General features: G+C 34.4%; 20 protein-coding genes. 12 read left to right on the top strand and 8 right to left on the bottom strand.

All coding sequences use genetic code 11. The annotated features are described in order from the left end of the window. Nucleotides 1-15: 15 nt before the first annotated feature. From JS605_RS01060 to JS605_RS01050, 3 genes are all read right to left on the bottom strand, one after another. Nucleotides 16-966, bottom strand: a complete 951-nt coding sequence (locus JS605_RS01060) for a tetratricopeptide repeat protein (RefSeq protein WP_203255854.1) — start codon at nt 964-966, stop codon at nt 16-18. A gap of 120 nt (nt 967-1,086) precedes the next feature. Beyond that, on the bottom strand, nt 1,087-2,331 hold the full coding sequence (locus tag JS605_RS01055; protein WP_203255853.1) for an RNA polymerase sigma factor: 1,245 nt from the start codon (nt 2,329-2,331) through the stop codon (nt 1,087-1,089). After that, nucleotides 2,331-2,678 (bottom strand): YciI family protein, encoded by a 348-nt coding sequence (locus JS605_RS01050; protein ID WP_203255852.1) that lies wholly within the window; start codon nt 2,676-2,678, stop codon nt 2,331-2,333. Before JS605_RS01050 ends, JS605_RS01055 begins: the two co-directional genes overlap by 1 nt. Before the next feature lie 507 nt (nt 2,679-3,185). Between JS605_RS01050 and JS605_RS01045 the strand changes: the two genes are divergently transcribed. The 4 genes from JS605_RS01045 to JS605_RS01030 all read left to right on the top strand — a co-directional run bounded on the left by JS605_RS01045 (nt 3,186) and on the right by JS605_RS01030 (nt 8,092). Continuing rightward, entirely contained in the window at nt 3,186-3,872 is a 687-nt protein-coding gene (locus JS605_RS01045) for a GNAT family N-acetyltransferase (RefSeq protein WP_203255851.1), read from the top strand. A 96-nt stretch (nt 3,873-3,968) separates the two neighbouring features. Then, a complete protein-coding gene (locus JS605_RS01040) occupies nt 3,969-5,957 on the top strand; it encodes a tetratricopeptide repeat-containing sensor histidine kinase (protein WP_203255850.1) in 1,989 nt (662 codons plus the stop codon). A 2-nt stretch (nt 5,958-5,959) separates the two neighbouring features. After that, nucleotides 5,960-6,709: a LytR/AlgR family response regulator transcription factor gene (locus JS605_RS01035; RefSeq protein WP_203255849.1), complete on the top strand. Its 750-nt coding sequence runs from the start codon at nt 5,960-5,962 to the stop codon at nt 6,707-6,709. A gap of 204 nt (nt 6,710-6,913) precedes the next feature. Further along, entirely contained in the window at nt 6,914-8,092 is a 1,179-nt protein-coding gene (locus JS605_RS01030; protein WP_203255848.1) for a hypothetical protein, read from the top strand. A 251-nt stretch (nt 8,093-8,343) separates the two neighbouring features. On the opposite strand, the gene pruA is transcribed toward JS605_RS01030, so the two are convergent. Next, nucleotides 8,344-9,972 (bottom strand): L-glutamate gamma-semialdehyde dehydrogenase, encoded by a 1,629-nt coding sequence (pruA, locus tag JS605_RS01025; protein WP_203255847.1) that lies wholly within the window; start codon nt 9,970-9,972, stop codon nt 8,344-8,346. Between the two features lie 207 nt (nt 9,973-10,179). Between pruA and JS605_RS01020 the strand changes: the two genes are divergently transcribed. Together JS605_RS01020 and JS605_RS01015 are read left to right on the top strand one after the other, a co-directional pair. Next, the gene (locus JS605_RS01020) at nt 10,180-10,905 is read left to right on the top strand and encodes an NRDE family protein (protein WP_203255846.1); all 726 of its coding nucleotides are present in this window, start codon (nt 10,180-10,182) and stop codon (nt 10,903-10,905) included. Next, nucleotides 10,898-11,890 carry a DUF6695 family protein gene (locus JS605_RS01015; protein ID WP_203255845.1) on the top strand — a complete coding sequence of 331 codons (993 nt, stop codon included), beginning with the start codon at nt 10,898-10,900 and terminating at the stop codon, nt 11,888-11,890. Before JS605_RS01020 ends, JS605_RS01015 begins: the two co-directional genes overlap by 8 nt. Here JS605_RS01015 and JS605_RS01010 read toward each other — a convergent pair. The 3 genes from JS605_RS01010 to JS605_RS01000 all read right to left on the bottom strand — a co-directional run bounded on the left by JS605_RS01010 (nt 11,887) and on the right by JS605_RS01000 (nt 14,571). Continuing rightward, nucleotides 11,887-12,678: a hypothetical protein gene (locus tag JS605_RS01010; RefSeq protein WP_203255844.1), complete on the bottom strand. Its 792-nt coding sequence runs from the start codon at nt 12,676-12,678 to the stop codon at nt 11,887-11,889. The genes JS605_RS01015 and JS605_RS01010 overlap by 4 nt on opposite strands. A 171-nt stretch (nt 12,679-12,849) precedes the next feature. Further along, nucleotides 12,850-13,236 (bottom strand): Co2+/Mg2+ efflux protein ApaG, encoded by a 387-nt coding sequence (gene apaG, locus JS605_RS01005; RefSeq protein WP_203255843.1) that lies wholly within the window; start codon nt 13,234-13,236, stop codon nt 12,850-12,852. Between the two features lie 84 nt (nt 13,237-13,320). Beyond that, nucleotides 13,321-14,571 (bottom strand): type IX secretion system plug protein, encoded by a 1,251-nt coding sequence (locus tag JS605_RS01000; RefSeq protein WP_203255842.1) that lies wholly within the window; start codon nt 14,569-14,571, stop codon nt 13,321-13,323. Nucleotides 14,572-14,722: 151 nt separating this feature from the next. On the opposite strand from JS605_RS01000, the gene JS605_RS00995 reads away from it, so the two are divergent. The 6 genes from JS605_RS00995 (at nt 14,723) to nqrF (ending at nt 20,833) form a co-directional block, all read left to right on the top strand. Further along, entirely contained in the window at nt 14,723-16,078 is a 1,356-nt protein-coding gene (locus JS605_RS00995; protein WP_203255841.1) for a Na(+)-translocating NADH-quinone reductase subunit A, read from the top strand. A 73-nt stretch (nt 16,079-16,151) separates the two neighbouring features. Beyond that, nucleotides 16,152-17,375 (top strand): NADH:ubiquinone reductase (Na(+)-transporting) subunit B, encoded by a 1,224-nt coding sequence (locus JS605_RS00990; protein ID WP_203255840.1) that lies wholly within the window; start codon nt 16,152-16,154, stop codon nt 17,373-17,375. Nucleotides 17,376-17,377: 2 nt separating this feature from the next. Then, nucleotides 17,378-18,124, top strand: a complete 747-nt coding sequence (locus JS605_RS00985) for a Na(+)-translocating NADH-quinone reductase subunit C (RefSeq protein WP_203255839.1) — start codon at nt 17,378-17,380, stop codon at nt 18,122-18,124. A 1-nt stretch (nt 18,125) separates the two neighbouring features. After that, nucleotides 18,126-18,770 (top strand): NADH:ubiquinone reductase (Na(+)-transporting) subunit D, encoded by a 645-nt coding sequence (locus JS605_RS00980; protein WP_203255838.1) that lies wholly within the window; start codon nt 18,126-18,128, stop codon nt 18,768-18,770. 31 nt (nt 18,771-18,801) lie between these two features. Continuing rightward, the gene (gene nqrE, locus JS605_RS00975; protein ID WP_203255837.1) at nt 18,802-19,524 is read left to right on the top strand and encodes an NADH:ubiquinone reductase (Na(+)-transporting) subunit E; all 723 of its coding nucleotides are present in this window, start codon (nt 18,802-18,804) and stop codon (nt 19,522-19,524) included. 1 nt (nt 19,525) lies between these two features. Then, the gene (gene nqrF / locus JS605_RS00970; RefSeq protein ID WP_203255836.1) at nt 19,526-20,833 is read left to right on the top strand and encodes an NADH:ubiquinone reductase (Na(+)-transporting) subunit F; all 1,308 of its coding nucleotides are present in this window, start codon (nt 19,526-19,528) and stop codon (nt 20,831-20,833) included. A 68-nt stretch (nt 20,834-20,901) separates the two neighbouring features. Here nqrF and JS605_RS00965 read toward each other — a convergent pair whose 3' ends face one another. Continuing rightward, nucleotides 20,902-21,351 (bottom strand): Na(+)-translocating NADH-quinone reductase subunit F, encoded by a 450-nt coding sequence (locus tag JS605_RS00965; protein WP_203255835.1) that lies wholly within the window; start codon nt 21,349-21,351, stop codon nt 20,902-20,904. Nucleotides 21,352-21,398 lie beyond the last annotated feature (47 nt).

The raw sequence follows: 21,398 nt of genomic DNA, 5'->3' as shown, positions 1-21,398 counted from the left end.
TAGTAGATGTTATGTTTACAGTACATTTAGTTTTCTAAACATTTCAGAAAACATTTGTTTTTCATTAACCTCCCAATATGTGTCTTTAAACACCGAAATGGCATTGTTGCCTTTTGCTCCTAAGAGATTTTTTGCACTTTTAAAACTTAACTTGGCTTTCTCGTAATTCCCTTCGTGATAGTAGGCTATTGCTAAACCAAAATGGGCGTCGTAGTCCATTTTATCCCTAATTACTGATACGGATAGGCTTTCTATTGCCTCCTGAAATTCTCCCAATAAGATATTATTAACGCCTAAGTAGAAATACGCTGGAGTGTTATTTATATTTTCTTTTATTGCTTGTAAAAAGTCTCCTTTAGACTCCTTGTAATAATTAATTTCTAATAGTGCATAGCCACGATTATAATAAGATTTACTATTGGGCCTAATCAATATACAGGCACCAAAATCTTTAAAAGCTAATTTGTAATTTTTTAGTTCCATATAGGCCAGGGCACGCTGACTGTAGGACTTATAGTCGTTAGGAAAAAAACGAATTACTTTTGTAAAGGCGTCTACAGCACCTTTGTAATCTTCTAGATTGAATTTGGCATTTCCTAAGTTGAAGTAGGCACCTATTAAATCAGGATCTAATTTTATGGCTTCCTCGTAATCCACCAAAGCACCTTCGTAATCCATTAAGTTAAACTTACAATTACCACGGTTATAGTAGCTGTCTGCATCAGGTTCAAAGAAAATTATTTTTGTAAAATCTAAAATAGCACCATCATAATCCTCTAAATTGTATTTGGCAATACCTCTGTAGAATAAGGCGTCTAAATGTTTATTGTCAATTTCTAGAGCTTGATTTAACATTTCTATTTGTGCTTTGGGATCATCTAGCCTTAAGGCTTGCCTAACAAATTTTGTAGCTTGCCCAACACTTAATAAAGGCACAAAGAATAAAATTAGTAATGTCTTTTTCATACTTTTAAAAAACGTCAATTCTTAATGGGTATTGTTTTTAACGTTAGTAGAGTATCAAAAACTATTCCACGATAATTGATGTATAAAACTAATGAAATTTTAAAGACAATATTACTCCTTTTACTTTTTTGATAGTAGATTTTGTTTTTTCTTTTCTAAAAAAGCCTTTTCTAAATCGTTAGTCACATAATCTAGGGCTAGGTTAATATATTTTAAAGCTTTTTCGGTGTTAGATATGGCAGTATGTAAGTCAGCTAATGCGCCATAATATAGGTAGGATCGTTGTTCAAAATCCTCAGGTTTTAATTTAGATAAGTAAGATTTAGCTAGTTTGTAATCTTTAGTTTGCAAACATATTACTGCTATGGTAAGTAAGTGAGAAGGCATAGGCTGTAGTGCATGCAGACATTGATACCAATGTAGAATTTTTTTCCAATCGGTATCCTCAAAGGTTCTGGCTTTTAAATGTTCAGCAGCAATAGCAGCTTCGTAGTGGTAGCAAGAAAACTCTTCTGTTTCTACTGCTTTATACATCATAGAATTACCTAATTGAAGTAAAGGAAAATGCCATTTGCTACGATCCTGATGTTTTAGGTCTAGCAGCTCATTGTCAGCATTGGTTTTGCTATCAATTCTAGCAGCATGAAAACACATTAAGGCACAAAGAGCGTAAGTTTCTGGAGTTCTAGTAAGTTCTTTTTTTAAAAGCATTTGCGATAAACGTAAAGCCTCTGTGCATAATTCTTGTCTAATCAATGTCTCTTTTTTATTGGAATGAAACCCCTCATTAAAAATAAGATATAATACTTCCATGACGCTCTCCAGTCTAGAAGCTAAAGATTTTCCTTGTGGAATTTTAAATTTAATATCTGCCTGTTTAATTGTTTTTCTGGCTCTGGATAGTCGCTTTTTTACGGTTTCCTCTTTGGTTAGCAATGCAGAGGCAATTTCTTTAATACTAAATCCAGATACTGTTTTTAGAGCAAAAGAAATACGATCTCTAGGATCTAAGCTAGGGTGGCAGGCAGTAAAAATCATACGCAGTTGTGCATCCTCAATCTCAGAGTCTAAAAACAGATCGTTTATAGCAATGGCGTCCGTTCCTTGATTGATGTTAGGTAGGTGTTTTTGCTCTGTTTTTAGCTTTCTAAAAATATCAAGAACCCTGTTTTTGGCGGCCTGGGTCAACCATGCTTCAGGGTGTTCTGGTTGTTGGTTTCTCCAACTTATACTAGCCTTAATAAAAGTATCCTGTACAGCATCCTCAATAATATCAAGATGTTTAAGCCCAAAAATTCTAGTTAAAACAGAGACCATCTTTCCGCTATGGTGGCGAAAAAGATGGTCTATTAGGTTAGAACTCATTATTGGTCAAATACCATAATTTCACGAATTTCTACCGTGCCTCCCAAATCGTAATCAGGGTAGTCCTTGGCAATTTCCTGCACTTCGTCAAAGTTGTTAGCTTTAACCACATAATAACCCCCTACAATTTCTTTAACCTCGGCCGAAGTTAAATCGGTAACCGTTCTATTGGCACCAGAAACACGACGCACTTGCGGCGTTAAGGCATTCCCATGGTTAACAATGCCAGCCTGTGTCATTTTATCATTCCAAGCAAACCATTTTCCCATACGGTTTTGCAAATCTTCAGGTGACAAACCTAAAGCGGTGTAATCGGCTCCAATAAAAATCATCATAAATTCTTTCATAATTGTAAATTTTAAAGTTTATATCAGTAAGACGGTTGCCAAAAAGTAAAAGGGGACAACTTTTTTCAAAAATAATTAATTAGGGAGTATAATTATATTTTTTTGGGCGTTACCCTCCTTACGTCGGGTCAGGCTTTTCGCTATATCTTTTCGCGAAGTATCCCGAACTTGTTTCGGGGTCTCAGCCACTTAAAATAAACCGTTATCTTAATTTAATTTTTCGTCTTTAAAGATTCGCAAAAAGGATGCCGCTGCAATCCTTAACGCGGGGTGTGTTTGGTCAGGTTCTTTCTCAAACACCACTAGTTGTGTGTTTCAATTGGTGCAATGTTATTGTTTCGTTTACCGCTAACACGGATATGCGCCGTTGCTTATGGCTTATATCCGCCGGTAAACGAAGGTAGTTGAAAATTTTTACAAAGTCAAGCAATTCAAATCAATACCAAATCATACTTTTTTATACCATTTCAACTTTTCAAATTACATTTGGTCTTTGAGTTGTTATGTATGGACTATTTTCAAAAAACATTACAAAACCCAATTTGGTATTCCCTTAAAGAAACACATCAAAACTTTGCTGTGGCTTATGATGAGGTGCTATTTTATCATCCAGAAATATGTCCTTTTGGGGCATTTACCAATGCTGTAAAAACCAAAGCAGCATTAACGGCATATTCTAAATTAACGAAAGATATATTTTTAGTCTCGGAAAGCGCTATTCCAACCTATGATGGAAACCACGTGATACTCAACAAAAAAATGGAAGGTTGCCAAATGGTACTTAATACATTAATTGAAGTTGATATTACAGAAACCATACTGCCATTAACCGAAACACATATCCAAGAGATCTACGATTTAATATGGTTGGTAATGCCAGGGTATTACAAAAAACGCACTTTTGATATGGGCGATTACTTTGGTATTTTTAAAGAGGGTAAACTAGTGGCGATTTCTGGTCAACGCATGCAAACCAACGATTTTATTGAAGTAAGTGGTGTAGTAACCCATCCAAATTATACCCGACGCGGATTAGCAAAACAACTCATTACCCATACTACTAAAGAAATTATAAAATCAGGAAAACATCCTATTTTACATACTACTAAAGGTAATCCTGCTATTCGTTTGTACCAATCTTTAGGATTTCAGCTAACTAGAGCTATGAATTGGTGGTATTTCAGTAGGAAATAATGAGGTAAATTGATCTTTGTTACAAAAGTGATGTATCTGAATTTTATTAATTTTAACCGCAGAATCAGATTACATTAATGCTATTAAGTAATATTTATGAGACGTTGTTTTGTGTTCTTTTCCATAATTTTTTATTTGTCTTTTTATGATTCTTTTGTGTTTGCTCAAGAGGCAAAAGATTTAGATAGCCTTCTAGTGGTATTAAATGAAACGAAAGCTGATACAGTTAGGATAGACATTTACTTAGATATTCACAAAGCTCTGGCTTCTCAAGACACCGTAACGTCATTAAAGTATTTAGACGATGCAATTACTTTGAGTAAACAAATAAAGAATGATGCTAGATTGTCTAAGGCCTATCTTGAAGAAAGTAATTTTAGATGGAGAAAAGGGCAATATAAAAGAGCTAGTGATGCACTTTTAAGGGTAAAAGCGCTAATTCCATCGCTTCAGGATCCAAATATTGAAGCTACTTTTTATATGCAACAAGGCATAATAGATTACTATAAAGAATCCTACGAAACATCAGTAGATAATTTTATAAAAGCAATGGTGTATTATAAAACTATCGGGGATACGCTTGGGGTTGCTAAATGCTACAGTAATATTGGGATGAACTACTGGAAGTTAAAAGCTTATGATGATGCAGTAACCCATTACCGGAAATCTCTTGAAACAAATAAAAACACTCAAGATTATAAGTTTAAATCAGGTATTCTTGGAAATATTGGACTAGTATATAAAGCAAAAAAAGATTACAAAAAGGCTTTGGATTATTATCAGCAGTCTTTGGATATTAATAGAGAGAATAATCAAAAATTAGATGCATCCATTAATCTGCTAAATATAGGAGCCTTGTACTTTGCTCTTGAAGATTATAATCAAGCATTGCGCTATTACCAAGAATCCAACCAGTTGTCGCATAGTATTGATGATAAACTTGGTATACTTTATACTAATCATGGGATTGGTAAAATAAAAAGTAAACTTGGTAACTATAAAATTGCTATTAAAAAGTTAAATGAAGCTTTAGACCAGTCGCTTGAAATGGGAACCAAAGATGAAACAAAAAACATCTATTTAAGTTTTGCAGATTTATATGAAACTACTGTTAATCCTGAGTTGGCCTTAGCCTACTGGAAAAAGTATGAAACATTGAAAGATAGTTTGTCTAAGGAAAATTATCTGAACAAGGTTAAAAAAATGGAAATGAAATATAATTCTGTTGAGCAAGAAAAGGAAATTATGCTACTTACCAAGGAAGCTGAGGTGCAAGAGACAAAAGCTAACAAACAAGCAATACTAAATAATGCACTTACAGGAGGGATACTATTAATTGCCATTATTGGTGGTCTTGTGTTTTATGGGATGCAACAAAAGTTTAAAAGCGAGAAGATGATAGCTGCTAAAAATGAAGAAATAAAAACAACTAAATTTCGTCAACAGCTAGGTGATTTAGAGAATAAAGCACTTCGTTCTCAAATGAATCCGCATTTTATCTTTAATTGTATGAACTCTATTAATAGGATGATAATCAACAATCACAGTGAGGATGCTTCAGCATTGTTAACTAAATTCGCAAAGCTTATTCGATTAATACTTGAAAACTCTGAAAGTGATATGGTTTTTCTTCAAAATGAACTGAATATGTTGCAATCTTACATACAGTTAGAGGCGTTAACCAACCAAACAAAGATAAGTTTTGAAACTTCAATCGATTCAAATATTGAAGTTGATGTCATACAGATACCTTCCATGGTGTTGCAACCTTTTATTGAAAATGCTATTTGGCATGGGTTGATGAATATGAAAGAAGGAGAACGAATAATAAAAATAGCTATTAAACAAGATGGAGACTTATTAAAGTGTAATATTAAGGATAATGGGGTAGGACGTGAGAAAGCACTTGAGTTAAAAAATAGCGCTGTTATAAAAACCAAATCAATGGGTTTAAGTATTACTCAAAGGCGTTTGCAGCTATTAAGTGAAGAAAAATTTGATGAGATGATTAGTTTTACAGATATGAAAGATGTTAAAGGACAGCCAATAGGTACAAGTGTAGATATTCTTATTCCAATATCTTAGATATGATACAATCCATAATTATTGACGATCAATTTGATGGTAGAGAGGCGCTAAGGTTGCAATTAGAGAAATATTGTCCTGAGGTAAATGTCTTGGGGACATGTGAAAATATCCAAGAGGGTATGAAGGCAATCCAGTTGCATCGTCCAGATTTAGTGTTTTTAGATATTCAAATGCCAAATGGTTCAGGATTCGACTTACTTGTTCAAATTAAAGAAATAGATTTCGAAATAATTTTTGTTACCGCATATAGTCAATACGCCATCCAAGCTATTAAATTTAGCGCACTAGACTATTTGCTAAAACCTATTGAGTCTACTGAGTTAATTCAGGCTATAAGTAAAGTAAAGGAACGCAAGGATCATAAGAATCTTATTTATAAGTACGATGCCATGCTTAAAAACATGAGAAGTGCGCCAGGAAAAATAGAGAGATTAGCGATTTCAGATATGGAAGGTATTCTCATGTTAGATACTGCCAAAATTATTTATTGTGCTGCAGAAGGCAGTTATAGCAGAATATATTTAACAGGCAATAAAACGCATTTGTTTTCAAAGAAATTAAAAGAGTTTGAAATTATGTTGGGCGAATCTGGGTTTTGTCGTGTACACCATGCATCGTTAATAAATATTAAACATGTAAATCAATATGTTAAAGGAGAGGGAGGGTATGTGATACTCACAGAAGGGCATCATGTTAATATATCTCGTCGCCGTAGAGAAGCGTTTTTAAGTCAATTAAATAAAATATAGTCTTAGGTTTTTGTAACCCCCTCAGTAATGTGTAGAGACTCGAGCTAATTTTTTTATTATAGAAAGTTAGCTTGCGCTTATTATTGTCCACTTATGCCTCTAACTAAACCATTTATAAAAGTATATTAACCACAAGGGTAACATAGTAATAAATTTCTTTATGATAATAGTAAGTTTGCTTGCAATCTAAAGAATTTTAAACTCATGAAATATATCCTAAATTATAAGTTTTTATTGATAATAGGGGTTGTATTCGTTTCTGTTATTGTAGCATGTGATGGGAAGGAGAATTCTTTTGATTCTGATATAGAGCAAGAAGATCCCGTTGACCCAGATCCAGATGATCCAGAACAGACAGGTTCAATTAGTAGCTCAAACGATATAAGTGCAGCATTGTTATTGAGTAATGCTGAATTTAGAAGTGGTAGTGCTGCAGCAAGCGGTAATCTTTCAGATTTAAAAATTGATAAAGATACTATTAACTTGTGGCCAGGGGTAAAAAGTCGTGTGCGAATATTGAATCGCGATCAGGTTTCTATTAAAAATGTTCTAATACATATATTGGGGGCCAATGGGTATTACACTATGCCAATTGTGGAAGAAGAAAGCATAGATTCTATTTCAGTGTTCTATATTGATATTAATCCAAAAGATCTGGATCTACCCTATGAAGGGAAGATTGTTATATCTCCTACAGATACTAACGGTGGTGTAATTGATGAATTTGAGATGCCAGTTCTTATAGATCCCCCTTTTGATGAAGATATAGGTGCTGGGCCAGATGGTAATGAGAAGGGCAATTGTCCTATTAGGGTGGATCAACAATATTATCTTTGGATTTATACCACGATAGATGGCGAGTTTTTTGATGCGCCAGGATATCCCAAAGGAGGTACTTATGAAACTATGGGGTGTTGTGACAGATCTCGGATTCCTGAAAAATCTGTTCCATGTCTGGGAAAACCTCCTACAGAAGTTTTAGTGGTTCGCAATGATTATAGCTTAACTAATTTAGAATATATTAAATTACATCAAGATGATTATTTTTATGGGTATAATCGTACTTATAATAGCTTTAATTATAGTGAATCTGATTTTTGTAAAGGAGCTGCTAGTTACTCTCAATCTAAAATTGGTCTACAAGCTTTTGGTCAATTTTCCTACGAGCCAGCAAATGATTATGGAACTTTCTATAAGTTTATAATTAAAAACTTAGATTATGTAGAACGTGAACCGGGGAATTTTGCGAATATTGGCCCAAATGAAAGTTTTTCTTCAATAGAAGCGTATATCAGTTGTAAATATATAATTTGGACTACAAGAGTAGAAGGTTCAGTAACTACTAGGGTTTTTGAAAGAGGGGAGAATGATTGGTTTTTTTAATGGTGTTTTTCATTTATCGCAAGTGTTGTCAAAAAAGAAAGGAAATATATAGGTTGGTTTTTATTGATGGTATTTCAATAATATGAGATTATAGCTTTGTAAATCAAGCTATTTAATAGACATGTTATGCTGCAATATTTCGGGTGATTAATTTGTTAAATTAGGGAAATGAATCGGAGTGACGTTTATGTTACTCCGATTTATTGTTTGTATACATATAATTACAGCCTTTTTTATAGCACGAATAAAAACTATTCTCCTAAAAATGGATACCTATAATCCGTAGGTGTTACAAATGTTTCTTTTATAAGTCTAGGTGATACCCATCGTAAAAGATTTTGTGCACTACCAGCTTTATCGTTTGTTCCGGAAGCTCTGGCACCACCAAATGGTTGTTGGCCTACAACAGCACCAGTTGGCTTGTCGTTAATGTAGAAGTTACCAGCACTGTTTTGCAATGCTTCGGTAGCTTGTGTGATTGCATACCTGTCTTTTGCTAAAATAGCACCTGTTAATGCATATTCGCTAGTTTCGTCAACGAGCTTTAAAGTTTCTGCGTAAGTGTCATCTTCATAAACATAAATTGTAATTACTGGACCAAATAACTCTGTACACATGGTAGGGTATTTGGGGTTTGTAGTGACTAAAACCGTAGGTTCAATAAAATACCCTTTGCTTTTGTCGTAATTACCACCAATCAAGACTTCTACATCAGTATCTGATTTTGCTTGGTCAATATATTTTGCCAATTTATCAAAAGACCCTTCGTGGATTACAGCAGTAATAAAATTAGTCATATCCTCAGGAGACCCCATTTTAAAGGATTTTACGTCTTCAACTACAAAGCTTTTAACATCATTCCAAATGCTTTTTGGTATGTAAGCTCTTGAGGCGGCACTACATTTTTGTCCTTGAAATTCAAAAGCACCTCTAGAAATTGCTGTAGCTACCTGCTTAGGATTAGCTGATTTATGAGCAATAATAAAATCTTTACCCCCAGTTTCTCCAACAATTTTTGGATAGGTTTTATAATTGTGAATATTGTTACCTATTTGTTTCCAGAGTTCTTTAAACACAAAAGTAGATCCAGTAAAATGTAAACCTGAAAAATCTGGACTTGCCAAAACCGTATTGGTAATCATCACGGGATCTCCAAATACTACGTTTATTACTCCAGGAGGCACACCAGCTTCTTCAAAGACATCCATTATTACTTTTGCAGAATATACTTGGCTATCACTAGGCTTCCATACCACTACATTACCCATTAATGCCATGCATGCTGGTAAGTTTCCTGCAATTGCTGTAAAGTTAAAAGGCGTTACTGCATAAGTAAACCCTTCTAGAGGTCGATATTCTACACGGTTCCAAGCATCACTTGTACTTTCAGGTTGTTCCATGTAAATATCTGCCATGAATTGTACGTTAAAACGTAAAAAGTCTATCAACTCACAAGCAGCATCAATTTCGGCTTGGTGTATGGTTTTAGATTGCGCTATCATGGTAGCTGCATTAATTTTTGCGCGATATGGGCCCGCAATAAGTTCCGCAGCTTTTAAAAAGATGCCAGCACGTTGTTCCCATGGGATGTTACTCCATGTTTTTCTAGCTTCTAAAGCGGTTGCAATAGCATCATCAATATGTTTTTGTTCTGCTACATGATAGGTGCCCACCACGTGTTTATGGTCGTGGGGTGGCGACATGGTTCTTGTATTGCCGGTGGTAATATTTTTGCCATTAATGTACAACGGTACATCAATTTTACTGTTATACATCATTTTATAAGCCTCTAAAACAGCATCACGTTCTGGAGTTCCGGGAGCATAAGATTTTACGGGTTCGTTAACTGCTACTGGTACATTAAAAAAGCCTTTTCCCATAATTTATTGGTTTTTGATAAAAAATTTTCAGTGAATCGGCTACAAATTTAAGAATTATTAAATTACAAAGTATTACTTAAATACCTTAAAATCGCGTTAAATTTTTAAAATAGAGTTACTTTTTGGTTATAATTTTATGTGCCTTTGTTTGATTTACTTTTTATTTATTTTTTGTAAGTTGGCTGTTCTATAAGAGACTACTGTTTTATGTGTACAGTTACAATTATTCCTAAGGGTAATAGCGATTTTATTTTAACCTCAAATCGAGACGAAGCACCTAGTAGGGTATCTCTAGCACCTGAGTTCTATTCTGTTGATAATACTGAAGTTTTATTTCCTAAAGATGAATTGTCTGGAGGTACATGGATTGGTGTTAGTGAAAAAAAACGAGTGATTTGTGTATTAAATGGTGGTTTTGAAATTCATGAACGCAAAACATCTTACCGACTGAGTAGAGGGGTAGTAGCAAAACAATTTATGGTTGCTGATTCTATTGAAGAGTTAGTTGATACTTATAATTTTGAGGATATTGAGCCTTTTACTATCGTTATCGCTGATTGGAATACTACGCTAAAGTTTTACGAATTAGTTTGGGATGGTATTAGAAAATATTTTGAAGAACTCCCCTTGGAGCCTAAAATGTGGTCATCCTCTACGCTGTATGATAAAAGTATGAGGGCTGAAAGACAACAGTGGTTTGTGGATTATAAATTAGAATACATTCTTAAGTCTGATACCATTTTAGAGTTTCATAAAACAGCTGGAGCAAGTAATGAAGATTATGGTGTCGTTATGGATAGGGGTTTTGTAAAAACAACTAGCATTACACAAATAGAAAAAAATGAAGATAGTGTAGCGATGTATTATGAGAATATTGTAAGTAACGAAAAGTCGTCCAATATTTTTAAAACTCCACAAGTAGTTAATGAATAATACTGGTATTATTATAACTATGGCTTATCCAGAAACCATTGTTATGGTTGCCGATGAGTGGTATTCTCCTTATTTAAAATATCTAGGAATTGGAAAGAGGGATTATTTACGTGCCGGACATGCAGCATTAGTTTTAATTGATAAGTCTACAGGTGTTTTAGAGTATCATGATTTTGGACGTTACATTACACCAGAGCCCAATGGGCGTGTTCGAGGAAAAGATACTGATAACGAATTGGATTTTCCATTAGTGGCGAAAATTGAAAATGACAACATAAAAAACCTAGATGAAATTTTAGGGTTTTTAGGGACTCATCCTAAATTGACTCATGGTGATGGTAAATTGGTGGCTTCAGTTTGTAATGCTGTGGATTATCAAAAAGCAAGAGCGCATATTACCGAAATGCAAAATAAGCATTTTATCCGCTATGCTGCTTTTATAAAAAATGCTTGTAATTGTGCACGTTTTGTGACTGATAGTTTGATTGCTTCAGTAAATGACCCAGAGATTAAGAAAGCGCTCAAAACATCAAAATGGTTTACACCTAGTACAGTGGGGAATGTGCTCTTAGCTGATACTGAGAATTATGTGTATGAGATCTCCGAAACAGGTACAATATCAGAATTTAAAGGTTCGCAAAAGAGTGAAAATATACGTTACTTTTTAGATAGGTTAAAAGACCATAAGGTAAATCTTATTGGGACTTTGGAGCCTAGACAGAATGATGAAAAGGCAGATCATGCCCAGTGGCTATCAGGCATAGCGGCAGGAGCTTGGTTTGAGCTTTACACAACGGAAACAATGGGAGTTTACAGGTTTAGACGTATTTCTCCTTATGGTAATATAGATTGTGATGCTATTTTCGCTATTAATAAGGAAGGGTTTGATTATGAGCAGCCTTATGAGTTTGTGCATTACTCAAATTGTAAATTCTTTCATGTGAATCAGAAGGGTAAATTATTTATGTTTAACCTGTTACATTAAGTATTGTTTCTTCCAATTTTGGATATCTCAGCATCTAATTCAGACTCAGTATTTTTTTTAATTACAATTAATACCAGTAAGGTTAAAATTCCACTGATGTACTTTAAAGGTGGGGTTACTACACTGATAATATCAGCAACATAGGTATAACCAATGTCGTAATTGTTGTTTTCTTCAGTATGATTTTCTGCATGAGGGAATAATATTTTGTCTATAAATGTTATGCTGTCAAACCCTTCAAAATATAACCAACCAACAACAAAATTATAGTATGTGAATAAGAATGTAAAAAAGGACCAAAATAGTATAAGTGCTCTATTTGTCCATTTTTGATTTGTCATTTTCTTTATTTGATACCCAAGAGAAAAACTGTTAATAAGTGGTATCCAATTGAATAATTTGTTTATGTTGGGTTGTTTTAAGTTGACGTTTTTTATAAATAGAATAGTTGTAAATAGAAATAGAAAACCTGAGAGAATAGATAAGGTGTTAAAGATAATTTGGGTTATTGGATAATATCCAAATTGAAAATCATCTGAACTCGTTAAGACAATTCCGCTTTCATGATAAAAATCTGATGGCCAAAACCATGAAGCTTTCCAAAATGACCAGTAATCTAATAAGGGCAGATAAATTATTAAAAATGCAATAATAGCATTGGATAGAATTTTGTGAATTCTATGTTTTTTATGCCAAGTTATATAAGAGGCTGTTAGAAAGGCTGCGCCAACTATAATAATTGGCAGTAGGAGATGATTAGAATTCGAAGCTGAAAATAGACCTTCCAAAAGCTATAATAGTTTTCTTGATTGAAAGTAAAAATAGGTATTAATTTAAAATGTGTTAAATCTGGAATAGAAAATCAAAATTTTCTTCCGCGTTAGGGATTGAGCGGCATGTTTGAAATCCCCGACGTAGGAGGGATTGAGTAGTGAAAGCCCGACCCTTGTGGTAACGCCCTAATTAATAGCAAACGGTGCGCTTAATTTAAATGTTGGGATGGTAACCTGAAACTTTTTTGTTGTTGTAAAGTTTACCATGTTATAATGGCCTTGCATGGCACCAAAAGGAGCAGTGAGTAAGCATCCAGAGGTATAGGTGTGGGATTCGCCTGGATTAAGTACCGGTTTTTTGCCTACGATACCTTCTCCTGTTACAGTCTCTATGTTGTTTAGGGCATCTAGAATTTCCCAGTGGCGTGCGTATAGTTGTACAGTGTCTTTGCTTTGGTTGGTAATGGTAATGGTGTATCCAAAGGCATACTGTATTTTATAATTTTTATAAAATGTACCTTCAAAATTGGTTTCTACCGAAATTTTTATGCCTTTTGTTACCTGTTGAACCATGTTAAATATTGATATACAATACTTTTGCAGTGCTAAAATAAGGATTTTTAAAATTTGATCGTCTAAAAAAGCGTTAAATACAGACTAATTGGTAATATTTGTCGATGAAACTTCATTAAAACCTATAATCCTGTCGTATCTGGCACCTAAATCGCGATAATATACCAATACTTTGTAGTTGTTTTCGGTTTGCCAGAAGTTACCGCTTATACGTCCTTCGTCTAGCGAGCCATCTGCATTTACCACTACATATTTATAGTTGTAAAACCCTTGCTTTAGTTTAAAATGGGTTTTGTAGATTCTACCTTCAGGATAGTAAACCATTCTATTGTAATCGTCTAACGCATAGTTGTTGTAGTTACCGTACACATAAATACTTTCCCCATTGAGCAATTCTGGATATTCCAGAGAAAAATGGATTTCTACATAGTCTGCTTCTACAGAAACATCGTCACGATCTATAGCTGTTATTTTAAACTGCCCATTAATATCGGGGTTGTAGGTATATGGTAATTCTGCTCTAGAGCGATTGGTAAAGAGGTAGCTGTGGTAAATATCGTTGAGCTCTATGTATTGTACCCCCATGGATGCAGCTCTAACATCTTTGGTTTCAAAAAACAAGTACTCGTTGCCCCCCGGAAATGCCGTTTCGTTTACATAACGGTAAATCAGTTTATTACCAATGGTGTATTGCGGCTTTATGTCTTTTATAGCAGTATTTAAATTTCTATTTTGAATAATAAGCGTTTTTACAGTTTGTAGCGGGTTGTTAATCTGAGACGTTGCAGAAATCTCGATATCTACAGTTTGGGTGTAATCAATAGTTTGCACATCGCGCGAACGTTTTATGCTAATGCCGGGGGTAACGATGTCTTCGTAAACCATTAATTTTCTTGAAAACACCAAATTATCATCCCTGTCAAAAACAGAGATAAGGTAGTTGCCAGAAACGACTAAAGCCCTTGTTTGCGCATTAGGAATGGTTAACCTATAATGCGAGTATATTTGGAAGGTATTAAAAGAGTTGCGGTAATCTTGAATCCTAAAGTTATCCACGCCCAGTAAAAATTCTGTACGTACTAAAACAGATTCAGTCCAATCATAATCATAATGCTCTATCTTGTAATAAAAATCAGGTTCGTTGGTTACGAGTGCGTCAAATTCCAAATAAAACCGCTCGCCCAATTTTAAAATAGGTAGCTCCCCTAAATCGCTACTAGTACTTTTAAAAGTGATAGATTTAATATAATCGGGAGGATTTACTTCTTCTATCTGAGCCTGAAGGTTTAGGCAGATTAAAAATAGTCCAATACGTAAAGCGAATTTACAATGCATGTATTTTATTTTTGTAAATATAATCAAATTTGATGCCTAAAGCTTTTGATGTACTAATACTTATAAATTTATATTAATTTTTTATGGGAACTGTATTTTAGTTCGTATTTTTGCACCGATTTTTTAGACAACTAATTTCAACAAAGAAAATATGTCAAACGACATTCGCATTAAGAAAGGTCTAGATATTAAACTTAAAGGTGAAGCCGAAAAAACTACTGAGACAGCGGTTTTAAGTAACTTTTATGTTTTAAGACCTGAAGACTTCCATGGCGTAATTCCTAAATTAATTTCTAAAGTTGGCACAAAAGTAAAAGCAGGAGAGGCTGTTTTTTATGACAAATCTAATGAGGCTATTAAATTTGCTTCTCCAGTTTCTGGTGAGGTAATTGAAATCTCTCGTGGTGCTAAACGTAAAATTTTAGAAGTAAAGATTCAAGCTGATAAAACACAAACCTACCAAGATAATGGTAAGTTTGATGTAAATGCGGCAACTTCAGATGAAGTTAAAGCACATTTATTGGCAAGTGGACTTTGGCCATTTGTAAAACAAAGACCTTATGATGTTATTGCTAGTACTGAAAAAGCTCCAAAAGCTATTTTTATTTCTGGATATGCCAGTGCACCTTTAGCTGCTGATTTAGACTTTACATTACAAGGCAAAGAAGCTGAGTTACAAGCAGCTATTACAGCTTTAGGGAAATTAACCGAAGGTCAAGTTCATGTGTCTGTAGGCAAAAATTCTAACTCACCACTTGCAGGTTTATCTGGAATTGTACTACACAAAGTGTCTGGTCCGCATCCTGCTGGAAATGTTGGTACACTTATAAACAAAGTAGATCCTGTAAATAAAGGAGAGACCGTTTGGACTGTTAATGCACAAGATTTAGTGATTATTGGAGAATTATTGCTAACAGGTAAATTTAATGCAGAGCGTATTGTAGCGTTAGCAGGATCTCAAGTAAAAGCGCCTCGTTATTTTAAAACAAAACTAGGTAGTGAAGTAGCAACCATGATTTATGATAAAGGTGTTGAAAAAGATGCCAATGCTAGAATCATATCTGGTAATGTATTAACAGGTAAAGAAATTAAGCCAGATGGTTATTTAGATTATTACAGTAATGTAATTTCTATCATCCCAGAAGGTGACGATTATGAGTTTTTTGGTTGGAACAAACCAATTTTCAATAAAATTTCTACCTCAAGAGCCTTGACATTTTCTTGGTTAACTCCTAAAAAAGCCTATGATTTAAATACAAACACCAATGGTGAACATAGGGCTTTTGTAACCACAGGGACTTATGAGGAAGTTTTTCCTTTAGATATATTCCCGATGCAAATCCTTAAAGCTTGTATGTATCAAGATTTAGATGAAATGGAGGCTTTAGGTATGTATGAAGTTGCTCCCGAAGATTTTGCACTAACAGAATTTGTATGTGTTTCTAAACAACCACATCAAAAAATAATAAGAGAAGGTTTAGACTTAATGCTTAAAGAAATTGGATAATTATTCATTGAGGAACGAAATGAAAAATAACATTTTATTCATTTAGCAATAGTGAAATGAAAAATATTACAAGATGGGTTTAAAAGAGAAATTACATAAAATTAAAAAGAAGTATGAAGGCAAAAAAATGGCACCAGCCTTTAATGCTATTCATACATTTTTATACCTGCCAAATGAGACGACTCACGGAGGAACTCATATTAAGGTAGCCGATGACTTGAAGCGTACCATGAATACCGTTATCATGGCCTTAGTACCATGTTTAATTTTTGGTATGTTCAACGCAGGTTATCAACACTACTTAGCCTTGGGGGAAATAGAGTCTGCTAAAGGATTTTTAGGAGCTTCGTTTTGGACTATGGACAACTTTATTGTAGGGCTTACACAAGTTTTACCATTAGTTGTAGTATCTTATGGTGTTGGTTTGGCAGTAGAATTTTTATTTGCCGTACTTAAGGGACATGAAGTAGAAGAAGGGTATTTGGTTACAGGAATGTTAGTACCTTTAATTGTTCCAGTAGACATCCCATTATGGATGTTGGCTGTTGCAGTAATATTTGGTGTTGTAATAGGTAAAGAAGTATTTGGAGGAACAGGAATGAATATTCTTAACCCAGCTTTAACCATTAGAGCCTTTTTATTCTTCGCATACCCAACATGGATGTCTGGAGATAAAGTTTGGGTACATGGTGCTGTTGAACGTGATCAAATGATTGCTGCCGGCCAGAACTTAGATGCCATATCAGGCGAAACAATCCTGGGTACCTATGCAGCAAATAACCCGGTTGATTACAGTTATTGGGACATGTTTTGGGGAATAATACCTGGTTCTGTAGGGGAGACTTCAAAATTCTTGATTATTATAGGTGCTTTATTTTTAATCTTTACCAAAATAGGTAGCTGGAGAATAATTGTATCGACATTAATAGGAGCTCTAACTATGGGATTAATCTTTAATGGTGTTGTTGATGCTGGTTGGATTGGAGAATCAAGTAAATTCTATGGCTTAATGAGCGTACCATTCTGGCAGCACTTGATAATTGGAAGTATTTTATTTGGTGCAGTTTACATGGCTACAGACCCCGTAACAGCTTCTCAAACCAATAAAGGAAAATGGATTTACGGATTTTTAATTGGTTTTATTTCAATTATGATTCGTGTCTTTAATCCAGCATATCCAGAAGGTGTATTTTTAGCAATTTTATTAATGAATGTATTTGCACCAACTATAGATCACTATGTGGTACAAGGTAACGTGAAGAAAAGAATGAAACGTTTAAAAGTTAAAACAGCTTAGTTATGGCAATGGATACAGATAAAAATTCGTATACAATAATATTTGCTATAGCCATGGTAGTGGTTGTAGGTTCATTATTGGCGTTTACAGCATCATCTTTGAGGCCAAATATTGATGAAAATAAACGTATGGAAAAACAGCAAAATATTCTATACGCTATGGGTGTTAATGGTAATGAAGGAGATGGAGATATAACTTTTGTAAGTACAGATGTAGTTGGGGAAGAGTTTTCAAAATACATTAAAAAACAATTAGTTATTGAAAATGGCAGAGCAACTGAAGATGATGAAGCTTACTTAATTGATATTAAGAAAGAACAGGCTAAAGCTAAAAATGGAGGTGTAAGACGCTTGCCTTTATTTGTTGGAGAAAAAGATGATAAGACATTTTATATAGCTCCAATAAGAGGTAAAGGTTTATGGGATGCTATTTGGGGATACGTAGCCCTAGATAAAGATATGGTTGTTCAAGGTGCTTTTTTTGACCATGCAGGAGAAACCCCAGGTTTAGGAGCTAATATCAAGCAACGTTATTTTATGGATGATTTTGAGGGAGAGCAGTTATTAACTGATTCTGGTGTCTTTAAAGGTATTACTGTTGCAAAAGGAAATGCAGACCCTAAGAATGAAATTAAAGATGATTATGAAGTTGATGCATTAGCTGGAGCTACTATCACAGGAGATGGTGTTACGGCCATGATTAAGAAAGATTTAAAATTGTATTTACCTTACTTTAAAACGTTAAAATAATATGGGACTACTTTCAAAAAAAGATGCAAAGTTAATTACAGACCCGTTAACGGATAATAATCCAATTACTATACAAGTTTTAGGAATATGTTCCGCTCTTGCAATTACTGCAGAACTAAAAGCTTCGTTGGTAATGGGAATTGCTGTACTATTTGTTTTAGGTGTAGGTAACGTAGTTATCTCTTTAATGAGAAATATCATTCCTTCAAAAATTAGAATTATCGTTCAGTTAATTGTAGTTGCTGCTTTAGTAATTATAGTAGACCAAGTATTAAAGGCTTTTGCTTATGAATTAAGTAAAACACTTTCTGTATTTGTTGGACTGATTATTACTAACTGTATTATCATGGGACGTTTTGAAGCATTTGCTTTGGGTAACGGTCCTTGGAAATCATTTTTAGATGGTGTAGGTAATGCAGCGGGATACGCAATAATTCTTCTAATAGTGGGCTTCTTTAGAGAGCTCTTAGGTTCAGGAACATTATTTGGTATTCCTGTTTTAGGAGATCCAATTGAGAAAACAGGTGTGTATTCTATAGGTTATGAGAATAACGGATTTATGTTAATGCCCCCAATGGCTTTAATAGTTGTGGGATTAATTATTTGGGTACAACGCAGTAGAAATAAAGCTTTAATTGAAGACTAATATTCTTTTTTAAGAATTAAAAAATAAAACAATGATAGAACACATCGAATTATTTTTCAAGTCAATTTTTATAGACAACATGGTGTTTGCGGTGTTTTTAGGTATGTGTTCATACCTAGCCGTTTCTAAAAAAGTTTCAACAGCTGTTGGCCTTGGTGCAGCAGTAATATTTGTTTTAGCAATTACAGTACCACTAAACTGGTTGCTAGATCAATATTTGTTACAACCAGGAGCTTTGTCCTGGTTAGGAGAGGAATATGCTGATTATGATTTAAGTTTCTTGTCCTTTATTATGTTTATTGCAACCATCGCAACTATGGTACAATTGGTTGAAATAGTAGTAGAGAAATTTTCGCCATCATTATACAATTCCCTTGGTATATTCTTGCCTTTAATTGCAGTAAACTGTGCGATTTTAGGGGGGTCATTATTCATGCAATCTCGTGAAATTGAAACTTTAGGTTTAGCATTTAATTACGGTATAGCTTCAGGAATTGGGTGGTTCTTAGCTATTTTAGCAATTGCTGCTATCCGAGAGAAGATTAGATACAGTGCGGTGCCAGCTCCTCTAAGAGGGCTTGGTATCACGTTTATCATAACAGGATTAATGGGGATTGGTTTTCTTAGTTTTGGGGGAATGTTAACTGGAGGAGATGAAGAAAGCGAAGCTAAAACGGAAGCAGCCATAGAGATTCAGCAGGTAGAGACTGAGGAAGCGAAAGAATTAGCAGATAACACAAAAATAATCGAGTAGTATGATTTTAGCAGCAGGAACAACAGGAATAGTTATAGCAACTGTGGCGGCGTTTTTATTGATTACGTTGTTGTTAGTCAGTCTATTACTTTTTGTAAAACAAAAATTATCACCATCTGGTCCAGTAAAGATTACGATTAATGGTGAAAAGGAAATAGAAGTAGCTTCAGGTGGAACACTATTGTCTACGTTAGGAGGAAATAAAATATTCTTACCATCTGCTTGTGGTGGTGGTGGAACTTGTATTCAATGTGAATGTCATGTAAATTCCGGGGGAGGAGAAGCGTTACCAACTGAAACACCACATTTCTCAAGAAAGGAGTTACAGCATGGTGCCCGTTTAGCATGTCAAGTTAAAGTGAAACAAGACATGGATATCACAATTCCTGAAGAGGTATTTGGTATCAAGAAGTGGGAAGCAGAAGTAGTTCGTAATTACAATGTAGCTTCTTTTATTAAAGAGTTTGTTGTACGTATTCCAGAAGACATGAATTACAAGGCAGGTGGATATATTCAAATTGAAATCCCACCATGTGAGATAAAATATGCTGATATTGACATTACAGCACACCCAGAAGAGCATGAAACTCCAGATAAGTTTCAAGCTGAATGGGATAAATTTGGACTTTGGCCTCTAGTAATGAAGAATGATGAGACTGTTGAAAGGGCATATTCTATGGCATCTTACCCAGCTGAAGGACGTGATATTATGTTGAACGTACGTATTGCTACGCCACCATGGGATCGTGCTAAAAATGGCTGGATGGATGTAAATCCAGGGGTAGCATCATCTTATATTTTTGCTCAAAAACCAGGAGATAAAGTAACTATTTCCGGACCTTACGGTGAGTTCTTCATTAACGAGTCTGAAAGTGAAATGCTTTATGTAGGAGGTGGAGCAGGTATGGCACCAATGCGTTCTCACTTATATCACTTATTCAAAACCTTAAAAACAGGTAGAAAGGTTACGTATTGGTATGGTGGACGTTCTAAGCGTGAATTGTTTTATCTAGACCATTTCTATGATTTAGAAAAGAACTTCCCTAACTTTAAATTCTACTTAGCATTATCTGAACCTTTAGAAGAAGATAATTGGAAAGTGAAAGAAGATTTAGATGCTCCTGGAGACGGTTTTGTTGGATTTATTCATAATTGTGTAATAGATAACTATTTAAGCAAGCATGAGTCGCCAGAGGATATAGAATTATATTTCTGTGGACCTCCTTTAATGAATAAAGCGGTTCAAAAAATGGGAGAAGATTTCGGTATCCCAGATGAGCACATTCGATTTGATGACTTTGGAGGATAATCTTCAATTTATGATAATAAAAAACCAACTTATTTAGAGTTGGTTTTTTTATGTCGAAAAAACACGTTTTAAGCAAACATGTATTTTGGCTTATCGTTTTCTAATTCAAATAATTTAGTGTAATTCATAATATTTTCTACGCCCTCTAATTCACACAAATAACTTATTACAGCACATAAACCTTCAAACAACACATTTTTATCAGTTGGATTTTTAGGTTTAGTGTTAATATGATGTAAAGGGACTTGAAAGCCACATGCACTTAAAAAAGTATGTTCAATTTGAAGCAATCCAAGAGGGGTATAGCCATTAAATGTCCTGCCTAAAGTTTGGTGTACTTTACCAACGTAATTTAATACCAAACTGCCATGGCTATCTGAAAGATGTTTCCAGCTATCTCTGTTATCTAAAATATTGCCTACTGCACATTGTTGGCAACATTCAGGATTTAAGGTATTGTTATGAAATGCAGTATATAATTTTTTTATTGCCGATTCTAAACGAGGCGAAGTTTCCATAAGCACAATTTTGACATTAAATTACTAAAATTATCAATTATAGATGT

The organism is Hyunsoonleella ulvae (genome assembly GCF_016827605.1).
Classification (GTDB): Bacteria; Bacteroidota; Bacteroidia; order Flavobacteriales; family Flavobacteriaceae; genus Jejuia; species Jejuia ulvae.
The sequence above is the reverse complement of the archived record's forward strand: the minus strand, read 5'-3'. Positions and strand labels throughout refer to the sequence as shown.